Source organism: Winogradskyella rapida (assembly GCF_042675845.1).
GTDB classification, from domain to species: domain Bacteria; phylum Bacteroidota; class Bacteroidia; order Flavobacteriales; family Flavobacteriaceae; genus Winogradskyella; species Winogradskyella rapida.
Genome location: NZ_JBHTKM010000010.1, coordinates 236,646 through 254,856 on the forward strand (window position 1 = coordinate 236,646; position 18,211 = coordinate 254,856).

At 35.9% G+C, this 18,211-nt stretch carries 14 protein-coding genes; 1 reads left to right on the top strand and 13 read right to left on the bottom strand.

Annotation, left to right across the window (positions count from 1 at the left end):
• Positions 1-153: 153 nt before the first annotated feature.
• The 7 genes from ACFQ13_RS02915 to ACFQ13_RS02945 all read right to left on the bottom strand — a co-directional run bounded on the left by ACFQ13_RS02915 (position 154) and on the right by ACFQ13_RS02945 (position 7,522).
• Positions 154-735: a DUF4240 domain-containing protein gene (locus tag ACFQ13_RS02915; RefSeq protein WP_386113812.1), complete on the bottom strand. Its 582-nt coding sequence runs from the start codon at positions 733-735 to the stop codon at positions 154-156.
• An 85-nt stretch (positions 736-820) separates the two neighbouring features.
• Positions 821-1,738, bottom strand: coding sequence for a hypothetical protein (locus ACFQ13_RS02920; RefSeq protein ID WP_386113814.1), 918 nt, complete (start codon positions 1,736-1,738; stop codon positions 821-823).
• A 120-nt stretch (positions 1,739-1,858) separates the two neighbouring features.
• Complete coding sequence (locus ACFQ13_RS02925; RefSeq protein WP_386113816.1) at positions 1,859-2,959, bottom strand: hypothetical protein; 1,101 nt, start codon at positions 2,957-2,959, stop codon at positions 1,859-1,861.
• A 152-nt stretch (positions 2,960-3,111) separates the two neighbouring features.
• Positions 3,112-4,185 (bottom strand): hypothetical protein, encoded by a 1,074-nt coding sequence (locus ACFQ13_RS02930; protein ID WP_386113818.1) that lies wholly within the window; start codon positions 4,183-4,185, stop codon positions 3,112-3,114.
• Between the two features lie 347 nt (positions 4,186-4,532).
• The gene (locus ACFQ13_RS02935; protein WP_386113820.1) at positions 4,533-5,555 is read right to left on the bottom strand and encodes an NAD(P)/FAD-dependent oxidoreductase; all 1,023 of its coding nucleotides are present in this window, start codon (positions 5,553-5,555) and stop codon (positions 4,533-4,535) included.
• Positions 5,556-5,869: 314 nt separating this feature from the next.
• The gene (locus ACFQ13_RS02940; RefSeq protein WP_386113821.1) at positions 5,870-6,316 is read right to left on the bottom strand and encodes a hypothetical protein; all 447 of its coding nucleotides are present in this window, start codon (positions 6,314-6,316) and stop codon (positions 5,870-5,872) included.
• 48 nt (positions 6,317-6,364) lie between these two features.
• Positions 6,365-7,522 carry a hypothetical protein gene (locus ACFQ13_RS02945; protein WP_386113823.1) on the bottom strand — a complete coding sequence of 386 codons (1,158 nt, stop codon included), beginning with the start codon at positions 7,520-7,522 and terminating at the stop codon, positions 6,365-6,367.
• A gap of 699 nt (positions 7,523-8,221) precedes the next feature.
• On the opposite strand from ACFQ13_RS02945, the gene ACFQ13_RS02950 reads away from it, so the two are divergent.
• Entirely contained in the window at positions 8,222-8,428 is a 207-nt protein-coding gene (locus ACFQ13_RS02950) for a helix-turn-helix transcriptional regulator (protein ID WP_386113825.1), read from the top strand.
• Between the two features lie 130 nt (positions 8,429-8,558).
• Here ACFQ13_RS02950 and ACFQ13_RS02955 read toward each other — a convergent pair whose 3' ends face one another.
• The 6 genes from ACFQ13_RS02955 to ACFQ13_RS02980 all read right to left on the bottom strand — a co-directional run bounded on the left by ACFQ13_RS02955 (position 8,559) and on the right by ACFQ13_RS02980 (position 18,168).
• Entirely contained in the window at positions 8,559-11,186 is a 2,628-nt protein-coding gene (locus ACFQ13_RS02955) for a DNA gyrase/topoisomerase IV subunit A (protein WP_386113828.1), read from the bottom strand.
• 4 nt (positions 11,187-11,190) lie between these two features.
• Positions 11,191-11,664 (bottom strand): hypothetical protein, encoded by a 474-nt coding sequence (locus tag ACFQ13_RS02960; RefSeq protein WP_114310365.1) that lies wholly within the window; start codon positions 11,662-11,664, stop codon positions 11,191-11,193.
• Positions 11,661-13,520 carry a DNA topoisomerase IV subunit B gene (locus tag ACFQ13_RS02965; protein WP_114310366.1) on the bottom strand — a complete coding sequence of 620 codons (1,860 nt, stop codon included), beginning with the start codon at positions 13,518-13,520 and terminating at the stop codon, positions 11,661-11,663. Before ACFQ13_RS02965 ends, ACFQ13_RS02960 begins: the two co-directional genes overlap by 4 nt.
• A 153-nt stretch (positions 13,521-13,673) precedes the next feature.
• Positions 13,674-14,768: a redox-regulated ATPase YchF gene (gene ychF / locus ACFQ13_RS02970; protein WP_114310367.1), complete on the bottom strand. Its 1,095-nt coding sequence runs from the start codon at positions 14,766-14,768 to the stop codon at positions 13,674-13,676.
• A 336-nt stretch (positions 14,769-15,104) separates the two neighbouring features.
• Positions 15,105-15,452 carry a hypothetical protein gene (locus ACFQ13_RS02975; RefSeq protein WP_386113832.1) on the bottom strand — a complete coding sequence of 116 codons (348 nt, stop codon included), beginning with the start codon at positions 15,450-15,452 and terminating at the stop codon, positions 15,105-15,107.
• 190 nt (positions 15,453-15,642) lie between these two features.
• Positions 15,643-18,168 (bottom strand): heavy metal translocating P-type ATPase, encoded by a 2,526-nt coding sequence (locus ACFQ13_RS02980; protein WP_386113835.1) that lies wholly within the window; start codon positions 18,166-18,168, stop codon positions 15,643-15,645.
• Positions 18,169-18,211 lie beyond the last annotated feature (43 nt).

Below are 18,211 nucleotides of genomic sequence, written 5' to 3' on the forward strand. Positions count from 1 at the left end.
TTTTATATTTTTTGATTGCGACATTCATTAAATCCTTAGCAATGTTGCTGATCAACTAATTTAGTAAAAAGGAATCAAATACATGAACGTTCTACAGGACTATAAGTTTAAATCTGAACCAAAGGGATCATCACATCCCGGAATGACTACAACTTACTCTAAACCAAATTTCTCCCACAGCTTAGGAAATTTGTTTTTTAAATCATCACCATCCTCGCTCCACTCCTCTCCTGTTATTTCAAAATTTTCACGAATCCCTGCCGGAAGATCCTTTCCGATTTTTTGCTCATAAGCTTCAGACGGGACATAACTTAAACCTTCCCAATCGCCATCATTAGTATCCTTTAGTTCCGCTAAATTTTCAACATTTTGAATGGCACTTTCAAAAACCGCTTTTCCTTGTCCAATTAACCAACCTCTAAAATCGGAAAAACAATCATCTGAGCAACCTCCATTTATAATGTAAGCCGCAGCCCAAAAATTCCAATCATAAATCTCCCCTCTTAATGTTCTGAATTTATTGTCGAATTCAAGAATATCGGTTGCATTTCGTTTTAGTAATTCTTTTTTAAGTTCTAACTGTTGTTGCTCATAATCCCCAGAACTATTCGCCTTTGATATTGATATCATTTCCCAAAACATTTGAGAATCCATCAATTGTTCAGAATTTTGCGAAAGCCCTTCTGTTTGAAAACTTGGATATTTTTTACCAAATAATTTATCAAATATTCCCATGTGTAATTTTATATGATTGTCTGTAAAAGGAATTGAAAAGCCATACTTTGAACTCTACACTTTTCTGTAATCTTGTTATATCCTATTATTTTAGTCTTCCAATAGAGGTCACCCGCGTCTTAAAACTAATTATCCCCTTGGTGAAATCCCCACTCCTTTTTATCATTTCGTAATCAGAATTGTTTTTAGGGTCACTATCAATGACTATTTCCCAAAACAAGAGTTTTTCAAAACAATACTGCGAAATCGGATTGTGCAATTCTTTATCTTCATCACTTAAAATTGCTCTTAATTCTTTTGGCAGATTTTCAAAATGATCTTTAAAAAAATCATACGGCTCATTATTATAAGTTAGAATAATATAATCTAAATCTGCATAGTCGAGATCTTTAGGTAGGGTAATTTCGAAATTGTCTCTATTTAGAATTTGGATTCTTTTGTAGTTAGGGTTTCTTGTTATCAGCTCAAGATTAAAATCCGTTTGCGCTAGGTCTGATATCGTGTCCTTATCAATAACTAATCTTAATTTTAAAGGTTCAGAAAGCGCTTTTAATCCTCTAATTATAAATGGAATATCGTGTAAAACATAGTCTGCATGTTCGTTTATGATATTTTCAACAATTATAGAATAATTAGTTTCAACAAGAACTTTATTAAAATCCGGTTCGGTTTTAGCCAGCGCTATAAACCTTTCTAACCTCTCCTTTTCATAATTAGTGTATATACGTAAGGTTGTTTCTTTTGCCTCTTTACGATAAAATTCAAAGTTTTTCTCTATGGATTTATTATACGCTTTCAGCAGAGTGCTATCTGAAATATCTAAATTATGCTCTTTAAAAACTAAATCTGTAGCCTCTAATATTTTATGCTTGTATTTCTCATAATAGTCATCGATTACCTGATCTGAATTTAGTACGGTTAGAAATTCTTTTGCTTTTTCAGAATTTCCTTGAGCACTTAAAAAGCTTGTAAAAAATAGAATTAATAGTATTGGTATTCTCATCTTTTTTATAGTTACATACAAGGATTGTGATCGGATTAGCCCTTGTAGATTAGGCGTAAATGGAACTAAAAACCAAATAAGAACCCAAAAAACAACTTACGTGACGCTCTATAGCTCCGTTTATTTTGCCTTATTCAATTCCTTCAAATTTGATAAACTCGTATAGAGTATTTCTTCATTAGCCTTATAAAGCCTCAGCATTAAACGTTTAGCACTTGTTGTTTCTACGTTATCTTCAATAATATAAAGATACGCCCCGTTTTCAAATCTATAATCAAATCCGGAACCGTATTTATGTTGTTCTTCTTTCTCACCGTTATACAAAACCAAATCAGGCTTATCCTTAGTGCTGTTCGGTTTATTCCAAGACATATACCTTAGCGTGCCGTCCTTTAATTGATCTACTTTAATGATAAACTTTTTATTTTCAGAATGAATAATTGTTGCTTCTCGCGAGTTACGATAAGCTACATGCTTATCTTGAATCTTAAATCTGTAATAGTCATTGTCAGTGTTAGCGAGGAAACTTGTGTCCGAATCCCAATAGACATCACCCAAAGCGCTAAAATCAACTTTGTATTTGTCTTGCATATCATAATCGGTTACAAGAATAGGCTTTGCTTTTTTATCTTTTATATAATGTAATGACATGCCATCGAAATCAATACCGTCATGCGCATAACTATAAATAAATTTTAGATTTGGAGAAAAAATAAGCGTATCGCCCGAGATGTAAGACCTTGCTCCATCATCTAAATTAATCAATAAATTTGAAGTGGTTGATTCAAACCAATCTTCAGTAACAACAACGCTATTTAATTTTTTAATGAATCCGAGATAAGCTATACTATGGAGTTGCTCATCATCCGATAAGCAGTTTTGTATCGTCTTAACACCAGTTGAAACGGTATAACAGTCTTCAGTAAAATTTACTTGAGAGGGCTTTATCGTTTTATCTAATACTTGAGTGGTTTTAATTTGTTTTGCCACCTCATAAGTCTCTTTTTGCACCTTAGTTAGAACAATATCGTAATCTTCAGCCCCTTTAATCACGACATGAAACTTACTTTTATTAGGCTTTACGCTGTCCGTAGCCTGTTTAACATAATATGAATTTTTAAATTTTATATCAAGACTATCATTGGTCGTCTGAAGCTTAGGAGATGTACTCATAGCGACACTAAGACATAAAACATTAAGAATAAGGGTTGTAAAATTCATCTCACAGTTATTTTATTTAAATGACAAGCAACAGCTTTGTTTAAGACGTAATACGGGTTTGCACAGTAGGATTTTCCGAGAAAAACCAAACGTTACAAACCCGCAACATGCTTTAATTTGCAATTATTTTTACAAGATATTACAAATTGGTATTATTTGATTAATTTACTTATCGTTTTTAAATCTGATGCTTCAATAAGATCACTAGAATTATCCACTGTGGAGTAGATTATTTCCCCTGACAGACTATTAATAATAGAAACCACCTTCTCTCCATTATAAGTGGTATGCATCAAATAGTAAAAATCTTCTTTGTTTAAAATTTTTGAATTTAATTCCTCATTAGAAAGAATTTGAAATTTGTATTTGTAATCCTCAAATAATTCTTCAGGTTTTAAAATTCCAGTTACTTTTAATTTTATGGTGCTATATTTTTTTAACAACCAATGTGGCGCATAAAGTGTTTTCGATTTAAGGACTTTTAATTTGTCTTTATCTTTGATGTCATCTCTTATTTTTAAACTTTGACGCGCTATTAATTTGTTATTCAAAATTTGAAAATAATTTTTAATATAACCGAGGTTAAAATTGTACGATTCTGGATCTAGAAGCAACTTATAGCTATTACCATCATCTGTAGTTTCCATCTTAACGTCTTCTAGCGAAGTTCCAAATGGAGTTGACTTCTTTACATACCCTACTTTAAAGTCGCCGGTATCCTCTACCTTATTGGCTAAAAACCTATAATAGGTATTTGGCGTAAATATGATTTCTGCAATCTGCCCTATATCTTTTTTAATTTTTCCATTATTTTTTTTGGTGACTTCTTTGAAATAAAACATTTGAAATTTATACAGATCAACAACACCAACCATTCGTTTATCGTTTAAACCCATGGTTTCTTTTGTTTTGATATAATTCTTATCCTGAAATTTGATGATAGAATTATCTGTAGCAATGAAATCTCCGCTTTCATAATCTTTTTCAGAGATAAATTTAATAGTGTTGAAGGTCCAAATTTCTTCAATGGTCTTTTTGGTCTCGTCAAAATCTAGAGTTTCTGGCACCACAAAGTAAGTTGTAGTTTTCCCTATAACATCGTACAACTTATCCTTATGCTCTACAACATATAAATTCCCCAGACCTCTTTTTCGTCCAATATTGACTTGTGAGTAAACGCTGAAGATTGATAATAGGCAAGTGACGAGTAAAATTGTCTTTTTCATAGATGGGTTTTAATGATCTACAACGCTTGGTTTATGATACGTTGTGTTGGTTAAGGGAGTAATTTAGGGAAAAAGAATTGTATATGAGGAAATTCCGAAGGAATATTCCCTTCTCAAAGTACAGGCCATGATACACTTCACCTGTTATTCGACGTTTCTAAAGCGTTTTCTTCACCATTTTTCGGTATTTAAATCCATAAACTTCTTGAATTTTATGGTTCATGATATGATCAGAAGGAAACACCTTTAATTCTATGTTGTCATTTTTAGATTTTAGCCACTTAATAAATTCAATATAAAAATCAGAGTGCGCAACGGTTAAATACGTAGGATGGAGAGATATCTGATTACTTCGGAAGGGCTTCTTGCAATAACTCCATATTAATAAAAGCTCCCGCTTTGGTACCGGCAGATGTCGCTGAAGAAACCGTTCTGAACGGCGTTGTATTATCACCAGCACAAAACAGACCAGCTATATTTGTTTTTTGAAAAAAATCGACTTGGATATGGCCCGTATCGGTTATATCACAACCCAATTCTATGGGCAGTTTACAATGTTGCTCAAAAGGAACTCTTGAAAACACCGCCTCAATAGCTTTCTTTGCCCCATCCTCAAAAGCGATGCTGTCTATTTTCCCTTGAGTGTGATGAAGTGCTGCTATTTTTTCTTCTACAACTTTAATATGGAGTTTTTCAATGCTATTCAATTGTTGTAGAGTCAATTCTGAAGGCCCATTGGTAAATAAGGTTAAATCGCCAGCCCAATGCTGAATAAGCATACACAGATCAAAAGCCGTATCGCCTTTGGCAATTATTCCTAAATTTTTATGAGCAACCTCATAACCATGGCAATACGGACAATGCAAAACACTAATCCCCCAGCATTCCGAAAATCCTTTTAAATTGGGCATTATATCTTTAACTCCTGTCGCAAAAAGTAACTTTTTCGCCTTTACAGACTTTAAAGCTTGTGTTGAAACCTCAAAACCAAAATCCATTTTACGAACTGAAACCACCAAATCATTCAGGAAGTTAACACTTGGGTAGTTTAAAACTTGTGCTTTTGCTACTTCAGCAATCTCTTTTGGGGTTGCTCCATCTTGGGTTAGAAAGTTATGTGAATGTGGAGTTTGTTTATTGCATGGATTCCCACCATCAATAATGAGCACCGACCTTAATGACCGCCCTAAGGTCATTGCAGCCGATAAGCCTGCATAACTACCTCCAATGATTACGACGTCGAATTGTTGATTTTCCTTCATATCTTCTAATGATTTAAAAGCCTTTAATGCGCTTGAAAAAGCCATAGCCGAAACCGCCAACGATGTGCTTTTTATAAAATTACGCCTAGTTTGACTGTTCTTTTTCATACGAAACAAAGTTAGGCATTTTATTTTTATTGCAACTAAGTTGCAATAGAATAATTAAATGTAAAAATTCGCTTTAACAAGACATTCTAAACGTTTAAAACTAACAGGACCAAATCTATGCGTTTCAAGTAGTCGAAAGAAGACATCGCCCGCTTTTAAAAGTGCGCTATTAAATTTTCTCTGGAGTAGATTTTGAGAAGACCATGTCTATAAAATGCTTATGCAAAGGCGAGAAGCGTACCTAATATTTGCAGAAAAAAAAACGCTAAAAATCAAGACTATGATCAGCGTTAGCTAGAGGGTCATGTTGAATTTTAATCGCGTCGGACATAATATTGATGAACCTCCCCTAGTTCTTCATCGAATAACACGGTTACAAATTCCGTTTCAGATAACGATATAATTTGGGCACGACTTTCGCCCAGATCTTCAGTTCCTAATTCCTTTTTCCAATAGGCGTTATTAATTTCAAAATGAATGATTGCATCTTTATTATCTGAAAATCTCCACTTCCCTGTTTCATTCCAAACACATTGCTTGGAACTATAGGTTCCGTTTGATAAATACTGAATCGTACCTCTACACTTCAATCCGTTATACACTTTCCCATCTAAAGTGCGGTTTATTTTGTTCACCCACTTTCCAACAATTAAAGTATTCCAATCCGCTTTTACTGCATCTTTTTCTGACTGCGCATTCATTCCGCAAGTCACAAGACAACAAAATATTATAACACAGCTGTTTTTCAATTCTTTAATCATTTGATACACTTGTTTTATATGGTGTTAGATGGTTTTTGACAACTAATCTTATTCTTTACAATATTTTTCTAAAGCTTCTAAAACCATCATATTGTCATCTCCAAGCGCCACTGCTTTTTTCAAATCTGCACAAATTTTGTCTAATTCCGACTGTGGAATTTCAACATCCTTTGACGCCATTATTTGGAGGTCTTTTGATTCTGATAAGGTACGACCATTTCCAAGTTCCTGTTTTCGTATATGAGCAAAAGCACGATTAGAATACGCCTTTGTAAAATAAGGTTCAATTTCAAGGGTTTTATTAAAATCCTTAATAGCCTCCTCAAACTGAAAATCGTTTAATTTCATAGTCCCTCTCGCAAAATAGCCTTCAGCCCAATTGGAGTCCAAATCCAAAGCTTTGTCTAACTTTTTGATTGCCCCTTTATAATTGGCTTGATGATACAGTTCTTGTGATTGGTTGTAAAGTTTAAAAAGCTTGTCGTTGACTTTATCTTTTTGATACACTCCATTTTTGTAAACGTTTTTACCTTTCACTTCTCCCGTTGAATAATACGAAACAGATTCACCGTCCATTTCTCCATTTTCGTTAAATGTAGTCTGTTGCTTTAATTGTCCGTTTGGATGGTACATTTCCCAAACTCCAATTTCTTTTCCGTTCCTAAACGTTCCTTGCTGCATTAAAGTCCCATCCTCATAAAACCTTTGCTCAAGTCCGTTTGAAATTCCGTTAGCGTATTCAATTTCGTCAGATTTAATTCCATTTAAGTAATAGAGCTGGCGTTTCCCCTTTAATTTCCCATTAAACATAATCCCCTCACCTTGTTTCGTTCCTGTGAGATAATAGTCAATAAATTTCCCTGAATAGGGTGTTGAATTATTGTCTAAAAACCAAGTTCCGTTAGTTTTGGTCATTAATTTGGTTGTTGGAATTGCTTTTATACTGTCAGGTCTTTTAACATATGCTTTTGTAAAAACATAGACTATTCCATCTAAATCTTTGTAACCCGAGGATTGCATAACCTTTTTGTCTTTTACGACAACAACATTATCAATTTCATCTGCTGTTAATACATCAAACCCTTCTTTAGGTTCTTCAATAATAGGAATTGAATCTACGACATATAAGACATTCTCATTAGTATTCTGACTGAAACCGATTATTGGTAATAAGATCAGCAGTAAAATCAGTATTCTATGTTTCATTTGTATTTTTTTCAGTGTGCGGCAACCTATTTAAATAATAAAATAGGTTGTTAAATAACTAAATTAACCAATAAAAACTAAATAGAAAATCTTAAAGGATTTTTGTAAGTCGATTAGATCTGGAAACACAGAATTCCGAATTTCACATGTATTATTCATTTTACTAAATGTAAAGTTAACTTGTCAAATAGTATTATTTGTTTTACTTTTAATACCTTCTAAAATAATGTATTATGACAGTGAATTTTTTATTCCCCCACGCGTTTAAAAAAATCGGTTGGCTTATACTCCTTCCATCTGCAATTTTTGGTTTGTTATCCCTTATATATGAATACGAACCCAGTATTTTAGATTTTAACGTTCCGGCTATTTTTATAGGTGATTTTGTAACGGATAGCAAACTATTCGGGCTTGTCAAAAACAATATCCTCAATGAGGTTCTGGGAATTTTAGTTATTATTAGTGCTTTATTCGTCGCGTTTTCTAAAGAAAAGTTAGAGGATGAATTTATAGCGAAAATACGATTAGAGTCCTTGGTTTGGGCCGTCTATTTTAATTACGGACTGCTTTTATTTTCCTTTTTGTTTATTTTCGATTTTTCCTTTTTATGGGTTATGATATTCAATATGTTTACAATGCTCCTCTTTTTTATAGTCCGATTTAATTGGCAAATTTCTAAACTTAAAAAATCAGCTCATTATGAAGAATAGTATAAAGGTTGAAAGAGCAAAAAAGAATATCACGCAAGCTGAATTAGCTAAATTAGCTAAAGTGAGTAGACAAACTATTAATGCTATGGAATTAGGAAAATATGTGCCGTCAACAGTTTTAGCATTAAGATTGGCGCAGATCTTTGATGTCGAAATTAGCGCCATCTTTACTTTAGAAGATTCTGATTGGGTTTAATTTCTTTGGTCAAACCATAAATCAACATAAAAAAAATCGCGTTTTGAATTTCGCTTTTAGGACTAGGATTGATTTAAAAACAACATTCCCTATGGCAAAATCAAAACACGATGCTTATCACTTTTCAGTATTAAAATAAGGTCGGCTGGTCTTTATCATCCTCATCCGAATGTGCATCAGCTCCTTCCTCTTGAGAAGCTTTAGACGCTTCACCGTCACCATCATGGTCTTCCGTTTCAGCTTCCGCTTCTGAGGCCTCATGAGGTAAAGGATCTAACAAACTAATCTGATTTATTTTATCTCTACTTAGCTGATTTCCTAAGGCTGTAATCCCTTTTACCGCAATAAATTCTTCAAGATCAACTTCCATATTAGGCTTACGCTCTTTTCCGCGTTCTTTGGTGAATTCTACATCTGCCACCGGACGCCAATCCGTAGAAACAATCTCTAATTGCGAGTTGGCATGGTCTGAGATAAAAGACTCTTCTCGGCCTTCATGCTCCACCACAAAACGCTTAACGTAATAGCGCTCTTTTTCACCTTCAAAATAAATGGCAGAAATTGGTTTTTCAGGAATCCACTTCTCCATCACAATCATATCATTATCAAAATGCGCGGTTAATTCTGGAACAATCGTTTTTACCACACCCGACTGATTGATAATTAACAGACGATCTTCACCTCTAAATTCTCCAATTAAATCGCCACGTCCATCAACATTAAGACGTCTTACCGTATCATCAAACCAAATTTTGCGTGGTTTTAGTGTAGAAACGCCTTTCTCTTTAAGTTCTACGCGCTTAATAGCGTATTTAGTAACCGTGTTTCCTTTAGACGCACGTCCTTTTATAAGCACATCTGCAAAATCTAAATCCCACTTCAACTTTTTAATACTTCCTACCTGGCGCAACATAATAGTCACCACTTCGGCTTCACCATTAGGATTGGCTGAGAAATACCATAAGGCTGATCCTTTAGAGCCGTTCGTTAAATCGTACTCACGATCTCTGGTCATACTAGTAACCGCGAAACGTTTTACATACGATGGGCCTGTTTTTCCATCGCGATAAATCATATTATAAATGGTGCGCTTGTCTTTTTTCTTAAAGACCGCTACATGAATGATATTTTTACCAATAAAGGTCTTAGAATCCACCTTGGTGACCATCATCGTCCCTTGTTTGGTAAAGACAATGATATCATCAATATCACTACAATCGCAAACATACTCGTCGCGTTTTAGTGCGGTCCCTACAAAGCCTTCTGCTCTATTGACATAGAGTTTTGTGTTTCTGATAACCACCTTAGTCGCATCAACATCATCAAAAATTCTGATTTCTGTTTTACGCTCTTTACCTTCGCCGTATTCCTTTTTTAAACGTTCAAAATAGGCTATAGCATAATCGGTTAAGTGCGCTAAGTGATGTTTTACTTCAGCGATTTGCGCTTCTAAAGCATCAATTTTTTGTTGGGCTTTATCAATATCGAATTTAGAAATACGCTTAATTCGTATCTCTGTTAAACGGGTAATATCTTCAACCGTAATAGCACGCTTTAGGTGTTTTATATGAGGTTGTAACCCTCTATCAATAGCCTCAATAACGCCATCCCAAGTTTCTTCCTCTTCAATATCACGGTAAATACGCTTATCGATAAAAATACGTTCTAAAGATGCAAAATGCCATTGCTCTTGAAACTCACCAAGCTTTATTTCTAACTCACTTTTTAGAAGCTGAACCGTATTATCCGTAGATCTACGTAGCATTTCTGTCACCCCAACAAAGTAAGGCTTGTTGTCTTCAATAACACAACCTAAAGGCGAAATAGACGTTTCGCAACTTGTAAAGGCATAGAGCGCATCGATAGTTTTATCTGGAGACAAACCAGCAGGAAGGTGAATTAAAATCTCAACCTTTGCGGCGGTATTATCTTCAATTTTCTTAATTTTTATTTTCCCTTTATCATTGGCTTTAAGAATAGAGTCTATCAGCGATGATGTGGTGGTTCCGTAAGGAATTTCGGTAATGACTAAGGTGTTTTTGTCACGTTGCGAGATTAAAGCACGAACTCTAACCTTACCGCCACGCATTCCATCATTATAATTTGAAAAATCTGCAATTCCGGCCGTTGGAAAATCTGGAAGAATTGTAAAACGTTTTCCTTTTAAATGCTTTACAGAAGCGTCTATAAGCTCTATAAAGTTATGCGGTAAAATTTTGGTAGACAAACCTACAGCAATCCCTTCTCCACCTTGCGCTAACAATAATGGGAACATAACTGGCAAATTAATAGGCTCTTTACGACGACCATCATAAGAGGCTTGCCATTCTGTGATTTTTGGATTGTACACCACATCTAAAGCAAACTTAGAAAGGCGGGCTTCAATATAACGAGACGCTGCAGCACGATCTCCGGTCAGGATATTACCCCAGTTTCCTTGAGTGTCAATTAGTAAATCTTTTTGACCGATCTGCACCATAGCATCTGCAATACTGGCATCACCATGGGGGTGATATTGCATGGTATGACCAACGATATTAGCGACTTTATTGTAACGCCCATCGTCTAAGTCTTTCATAGAATGCATAATACGGCGTTGCACAGGTTTAAACCCATCTTCAATTGCCGGAACCGCTCGTTCTAAAATTACGTAGGAAGCATAGTCTAAAAACCACTCTTTATACATTCCGGTAACCTTGGTAATGGTTTCTTGACTACCGTTATCCTCATTTATAAATTCGTCATGTTCTTCTGCCATCTCACTAGTCTAATTTATGCATTTTATTTTCCTTAATAATCTTTTTTAGAGATTGCCTTACATAGCGTACCTTCTTACGTTTAAGAAGCGTGATGTTAAAGCGTTCCTTTGAAACCTTACCGCTACTACTTGTTACATAAACAATTAAGCTCTTATAAAAATAGTAGTTTACAATCCTATAACCGGTCAGTTGGTTTCTTGCAACCTCAACTTTATTTTCTCTATAGTTAAAATAATCAGTTAAAATTAAGCCGCTATTGGTAATAATCACATTGGCACCATCGCTATCATATTCAAAAAAGCGGGCTACAAAATGAACGATAACTACAGCAAGCAATAAGCCTAACAAGACATAAAGCGAACTGCCCTCTACCAAACGAAACGACCTAAATACAGTGGCCAAAAGCACGGCCAAAACAACAATAATAAAGTAGATAGAAATTATGGTGTTTTTTATTTCCCTATTATCTGTTCTCATAACGTATCTTCAACAACATCCAATTCAACTTTCAGATTATCTATAATAAATTCTTGACGGGTTGGTGTATTTTTCCCCATGTAGAACGCCAATAAATCTTCAATAGGCATTTCTTTATCTAACATCACAGGGTCTAGACGAATATCTTCACCAATAAAGTGTACAAATTCATCTGGAGAGATCTCCCCTAACCCCTTAAATCGAGTAATTTCTGGCTTAGGCTTTAATTTCTCAATAGCGTCACGTCTTTCGTCTTCGGAATAACAGTAAATGGTTTCTTTTTTATTTCGAACTCTAAAAAGCGGGGTTTGTAAAATATACAAATGCCCTTCTTTGATAACCTCCGGAAAAAACTGAAGGAAAAATGTGATTAGCAGTAAACGGATGTGCATCCCATCGACATCGGCATCGGTAGCAATCACCACATTGTTATATCTTAAATCTTCTAAGGACTCTTCTATGTTTAAGGCGGCTTGAAGCAAATTAAACTCTTCGTTCTCGTAAACGATCTTTTTACTTAAACCATAGCAGTTTAACGGTTTCCCCTTTAGACTGAATACCGCCTGGGTATTTACATCACGTGATTTGGTAATACTACCTGATGCTGAATCTCCCTCGGTAATAAACAGCGTGGTTTCTAGATTACGATCGTTTTTAGTATCCCCAAAGTGTACACGGCAATCGCGTAATTTTTTATTATGAAGACTGGCTTTCTTCGCTCTGTCTTTCGCTAATTTTCTAATACCTGATAATTCTTTACGCTCACGTTCTGCTTGAAGAATTTTACGTTGCAGTTTTTCGGCTGTATCAGGATTCTTATGGAGGTAATTATCAAAATAGCGTTTAACAAAATCATTAATGTAGGTACGTACGGTTGGCAATTCGCCTCCCATATCTGTAGATCCTAATTTTGTTTTGGTCTGACTCTCAAAAACCGGTTCCATAACCTTAATGGCAATAGCCGTCACCACCGATTTTCTAATATCTGAAGCCTCGTAGTTTTTACCGTAAAACTCACGTACAGTTTTAACGATCGCTTCTCTAAAGGCCGCTAAATGCGTTCCTCCTTGTGTGGTATTCTGCCCATTAACAAAAGAATGGTATTCCTCGCTGTATTGGGTTTTACTATGCGTCATGGCTATTTCAATATCATCCCCTTTTAGGTGAATGATAGGATACAGCATATCGTCTGCTTTAATATTTTCAGCAAGTAAATCTTTTAATCCGTTTTCACTGTAGAATTTTTCACCGTTAAAGACTATGGTTAACCCTGGATTTAGGTACACATAGTTTTTAAGCATCTTAACCACATACTCATTACGGTATTTGTAATTTTTGAAGATAAGATCATCAGGAATAAAAGAGACTTTAGTTCCTTTTCTACGCGAGGTATCTTCTAACAATTCTTGATTGATAAGATTCCCTTGCTCAAATTCGGCAGAAGCCGATTTACTATCTCGGGTAGACTCTACTCTAAAATAAGAGGACAGGGCATTAACGGCTTTTGTACCTACACCATTTAGTCCAACCGATTTTTTAAAGGCTTTAGAATCGTATTTCCCACCTGTATTCATCTTAGACACCACGTCTACCACTTTCCCTAAAGGAATCCCACGACCGTAATCGCGTACAATAACGCGCTCGCCATGAATAGAGATTTCAATGGTTTTACCAGCGCCCATAACATACTCGTCAATAGAGTTGTCTAAAACTTCTTTAAGAAGAATATAAATTCCGTCATCGGGAGATGAGCCATCACCCAACTTTCCGATATACATACCAGGTCGCATTCGGATGTGTTCTTTCCAATCGAGTGAGCGTATGTTATCTTCAGTATAATTCGTCTGTTCTGACATAAAGTGAGGTAAGTATTAAGATGAAAGGCTAATATAAGATTATACCTTAAAAAATGAAATAATCAAATGCTAAAATAATTAACAAAAAAGCCAATGTTGTTGAGAACACTGGCTTTTTATTAATATCGTAAAAATTACTATGATTTACGACGATTATACATTAAATAAGAAATGCATCACATCACCATCCTTAACAATATAATTTTTTCCTTCTACACGCATTTTTCCAGCTTCTTTTACTTTGGCTTCACTACCGTAAGTTACGTAATCTTCGTAAGCGATAACCTCAGCTCTAATAAATCCTTTTTCAAAATCCGTATGAATAACACCAGCAGCTTGTGGGCCTGTAGCGCCAACATTTACTGTCCATGCGCGTACTTCTTTAACACCAGCCGTAAAATAAGTTTGCTGATTAAGTAACTTGTAGGCTGAACGAATTAATTTTGCCGAACCTGGCTCATCAAGACCAATATCTGCTAAAAACATTTGACGCTCTTCGTAGTCATCTAATTCATTAATATCAGCTTCTGTACCAACAGCCAAGACTAAAACCTCAGCATTTTCGTCTTTAACCGCCTCACGCACTTGCTCTACGTAAGCGTTACCTGTATTTGCAGCACTTTCATCAACGTTACAAACATACATTACAGGCTTATCGGTAATAAACTGTGATGGTTTTACAAATTCTTCGTAATCTTCTTCCGTAAATTCTAAAGCTCTTACAGAAACCCCTGCTTCTAAATTTTCTTTAATCTTAAGCAGTATAGCTTCTTCTTTCTGGGCTTCTTTATTCCCGGTTTTAGCAGCACGCTTTACTTTATCTAATTTCTTTTCTACAGTATCTAAATCTTTCAACTGTAATTCCATATCAATGGTTTCCTTATCTCTAATAGGATCTACAGAACCATCAACATGAACAATATTATCGTCATTAAAACAACGTAATACATGTAGAATAGCATCAGTTTCTCGGATGTTCGCTAAGAACTGATTTCCTAAACCTTCACCTTTAGACGCTCCTTTTACCAAACCTGCGATATCTACAATCTCTACAGTTGCTGGCAAAACACGCTCTGGCTTTACTAATTCTTCTAATTTCTCTAATCTTGGGTCTGGTACATTCACCACCCCAATATTAGGTTCAATCGTACAAAACGGAAAGTTGGCACTCTGCGCTTTAGCATTAGATAAACAGTTAAATAAGGTTGATTTTCCTACGTTTGGTAATCCTACGATTCCTGCTTTCATCGAAAATATATTTTCATTCCCATAGATGCGGGAACTTTATTAATAAAATTATCATTTCTGTACCTGCGTTTCCTTTCGATTTTAAAAGAATAGCCGACACAGATTTTTGCGAATGCAAATGTAGTTAATTCAGAGAATAGTTTGAATTATATTTTTTGAAATCCTCAACCCCATTAAAACCCTATTTTTTCACCGGCTTAGCAGCGGAAATAAAACGCGATATAACATCTTCATTCCTGTCAAAAACACTTCATCTTCTCCTTGCCATTAAAACGCAAAAAAAATCCCAAGCTCAACGCTCAGGATTTCTTTTAAATTTACAATTAGCAGTTCTAATTATAGCGCTTCTGCATCGCTATTACGATCTAATAGTTTTTGAGACACTTTATAGGTTGCCCCGTAAACCAAGTCCGATTGGCGCTTTTTAAAATGAACCAACGCTTGGGTGTACCATTTAGGATCTGTTGCTTTCTTTTTTGCTTTGTCATGACTTAAGGTATCAAAAACCTCAGCGTCTAAACGTGCTTCAATAGTATAAATACTTAAGCCATAATGCTCCGCACGCTCTAAAACCGTCCCAAAATCTGATTCTGAAAAATAAGTTATGCCTTCTGTGGCGTTGGCAACCTCAATTGGCTCTAAGCCATTAAAAACATATGCTTCTAAAAATTCGTTTTTTTCCATTGTACTGTATATCACTTCAACCTAAAAAAATCTGTTCTTTATGTCTTATACATAAAAGCAATTCCTGTTTTTAAAGGTTCGGGCAAAGTTAGCTTCTTTATTGTATTGTAAGCCATCTCCCCCCACTATTTTTTAATTAAAACCAGTTTAGTTCAGCTTTAAATTGACGTCATCCAACAAAGCGAACGCCCTAAACCGTTTCAATTTGGTACCCTGCCTCTTTTATAGCGGACTTAATTTCATCTGCATTTGCCGTATCTGAGGTTATCGTTAAGATTTTATCGGGGTGGTCTGTATCTACCTCCCATTGCTCCTTAACAAGCTTATCTAAATAAGGAGTTACTGTTGAAATACAATGTCCACAATTAATATTAGTCTTAAATTTTAAAACTTGAGTTTTCATTTTATTTGTTGTTTTTGTTTGTTTTTCTGAAGGTGTTGGTGGCATGGTCTCCACTTTGTTAGGAGCCTCTGGCTGTTTTGGTTTTTCTAACAAGCTATTCCCCAAAGAGCGCCCTTTTAATCGCAAACTGTTACTCACCACACTCACACTACTTAAAGCCATTGCCGCTCCGGCAAGCATAGGATTAAGTAAAAACCCATTAATAGGGTACAAAATTCCGGCAGCAATAGGAATCCCTACAAGGTTATAAATAAAGGCCCAAAATAGGTTCTGCCGAATCGTGGCCACGGTATGTTTAGACAAAGTGATTGCTTGAGGGATTTTAAGTAAATCGGACGAAATAAGTGTCATCTTCGCCACATCCATCGCGATATCGCTTCCTTTTCCCATGGCAATACTCACATTAGCCGTTGCCAATGCGGTACTATCGTTAATACCATCTCCAACCATAGCCACCACTTTATTTTCTGCTTGAAGCGTTTTTATAAAATCGGCCTTATCCTGCGGTAACACTTCGGCTTTAAAATGTGTTATCCCTGATTGTTTAGCAATGGCTTTAGCTGTAGACGGATTATCTCCAGTTAACATATACACTTCAATATTCATCTGTTTAAGCGCTGCAATTGCCGCTTTAGAACTGGACTTAATGGCATCTGAAATCGCTAGAACCATTAAAGCTTTCTCTTCATTCGCAAACCAAATAACCGTTTTAGCGTCTGCGCTCCAAGCCTCAGCCTTGTCCAATAAATGTGGAGCTATAGTAATATTGTGAGTTTTTAGAAGTGCCGCATTCCCTACGTAATATGTGGTTTCTTCAAACTTACCCGTAACACCTTTACCGGTTAAACTTTCAAAATCTACAATTTCATTTGCTTTGTGCGCCTTAAAATGATGCACCACAGCGTCTGCAAGTGGGTGCTCTGATTGCTGTTCTAAACCAAGTAAAATTCCGATAAAAGCCTCATAATTTTCTAAACCTAGTACTTCCGTAACTTTCGGTTGTCCTTCTGTTATGGTTCCTGTTTTATCTAAAACCATAGCGTTGACTTTTTTGGCCAACTCTAAACTTTCGGCATCTTTAATAAGAATTCCCTGTTCGGCGCCTTTGCCCACACCAACCAAAATTGCTGTTGGTGTCGCTAAGCCAAGCGCACAAGGACAAGCAATGACCAATACCGTTATTGCAGCCAGAAGCCCTTGAACTCCGCCATTATCGCCTCCAAAAATCAACCATACTATAAAGGTGAGTATCGCAATAGCGATTACTGTAGGCACAAAAATGGCCGCAATTTTATCGACTAATTTTTGTACCGGCGCTTTACTCCCTTGCGCTTCTTGTACAGTCGCAATAATTTGAGACAATAAGGTATGTTTCCCTACTTTGCTGGCTTTAAACTTAAAACTCCCCTTTTGGTTTATGGTACCCGCATAAACCATTTGCTCTTTTTCCTTTAAAACCGGAATAGGCTCACCGCTTAGCATGCTTTCATCCACATAAGACGTCCCTGAAACCAATACACCGTCTACGGCAATTTTTTCACCAGGTTTTACTAAAATAAGATCGTTGACCTGAAGATGTTCTATAGCTGTTTTTCGTTCTTCACCTTCCGCAGTTATTAATGTGACCATTTTAGGCTGCAAGCCCATTAACTTTTTAATAGCCGAAGAGGCATTTCCTTTAGCCTTCTCCTCCATTAGTTTTCCTATTAATATAAAAGCGATAATAACGGCGGCCGCTTCAAAATACACATGCGCTTCTAAGCCACGAGTTTCCCAAAATTGAGGATAAACCATATTAAACACACTGAAACTATAAGCAATCCCGGTACTTAAGGCCACAAGCGTATCCATATTAGCTGTACCATGTTTGGCTTGTTTCCATGCTCTCTTGTAAAACCCAAGTCCAAACCACAGTACCACAGGCGTGGTTAATATAAACATGAGTACATTAGCGTAAGGCATGTTCATAAAAAACATTCCAATCACTGCGACAGGGAATGCCAATACAACCGCCCAAATGGTTTTTTGCTTTAAGTTTTGGTAGTTTTTCTTATTGATCCCCTCTACATCTTGGTCTTGATGCTCCTCTTCTATGAGTAAATCGTAGCCTATAGATTGTACGGCTTTTTGTATGGCCTTTGCATTGGTCACTTCCGCATTATAGCTTACCGCAAGCGATTCCGAAGCATAATTAACCGAAGCCTCTACAACGCCATCTACAGCGGCAGCACTTGTTTCTGCACTTACCGCACAAGAAGCGCAAGTCATCCCTAAAACAGGAAATCGGGCTTTTATAAGTTGAGGGTTAGACATCTCTTATTTGTATTTAGGATTAAAATACAAAATTCGGAAATCT

Excerpts from the sequence above, each read along its gene's own strand:
- ACFQ13_RS02945 (WP_386113823.1), bottom strand. The coding sequence starts at position 7,522 with ATGAAACATAGAATACTGATTTTACTGCTGATCTTATTACCAATAATC.
- ACFQ13_RS02980 (WP_386113835.1), bottom strand. The coding sequence starts at position 18,168 with ATGTCTAACCCTCAACTTATAAAAGCCCGATTTCCTGTTTTAGGGATG.
- ACFQ13_RS02965 (WP_114310366.1), bottom strand. The coding sequence starts at position 13,520 with ATGTCAGAACAGACGAATTATACTGAAGATAACATACGCTCACTCGAT.
- ACFQ13_RS02930 (WP_386113818.1), bottom strand. The coding sequence starts at position 4,185 with ATGAAAAAGACAATTTTACTCGTCACTTGCCTATTATCAATCTTCAGC.
- ychF (WP_114310367.1), bottom strand. The coding sequence starts at position 14,768 with ATGAAAGCAGGAATCGTAGGATTACCAAACGTAGGAAAATCAACCTTA.
- ACFQ13_RS02955 (WP_386113828.1), bottom strand. The coding sequence starts at position 11,186 with ATGGCAGAAGAACATGACGAATTTATAAATGAGGATAACGGTAGTCAA.
- ACFQ13_RS02940 (WP_386113821.1), bottom strand. The coding sequence starts at position 6,316 with ATGATTAAAGAATTGAAAAACAGCTGTGTTATAATATTTTGTTGTCTT.
- ACFQ13_RS02935 (WP_386113820.1), bottom strand. The coding sequence starts at position 5,555 with ATGAAAAAGAACAGTCAAACTAGGCGTAATTTTATAAAAAGCACATCG.
- ACFQ13_RS02950 (WP_386113825.1), top strand. The coding sequence starts at position 8,222 with ATGAAGAATAGTATAAAGGTTGAAAGAGCAAAAAAGAATATCACGCAA.
- ACFQ13_RS02925 (WP_386113816.1), bottom strand. The coding sequence starts at position 2,959 with ATGAATTTTACAACCCTTATTCTTAATGTTTTATGTCTTAGTGTCGCT.
- ACFQ13_RS02920 (WP_386113814.1), bottom strand. The coding sequence starts at position 1,738 with ATGAGAATACCAATACTATTAATTCTATTTTTTACAAGCTTTTTAAGT.
- ACFQ13_RS02915 (WP_386113812.1), bottom strand. The coding sequence starts at position 735 with ATGGGAATATTTGATAAATTATTTGGTAAAAAATATCCAAGTTTTCAA.
- ACFQ13_RS02960 (WP_114310365.1), bottom strand. The coding sequence starts at position 11,664 with ATGAGAACAGATAATAGGGAAATAAAAAACACCATAATTTCTATCTAC.
- ACFQ13_RS02975 (WP_386113832.1), bottom strand. The coding sequence starts at position 15,452 with ATGGAAAAAAACGAATTTTTAGAAGCATATGTTTTTAATGGCTTAGAG.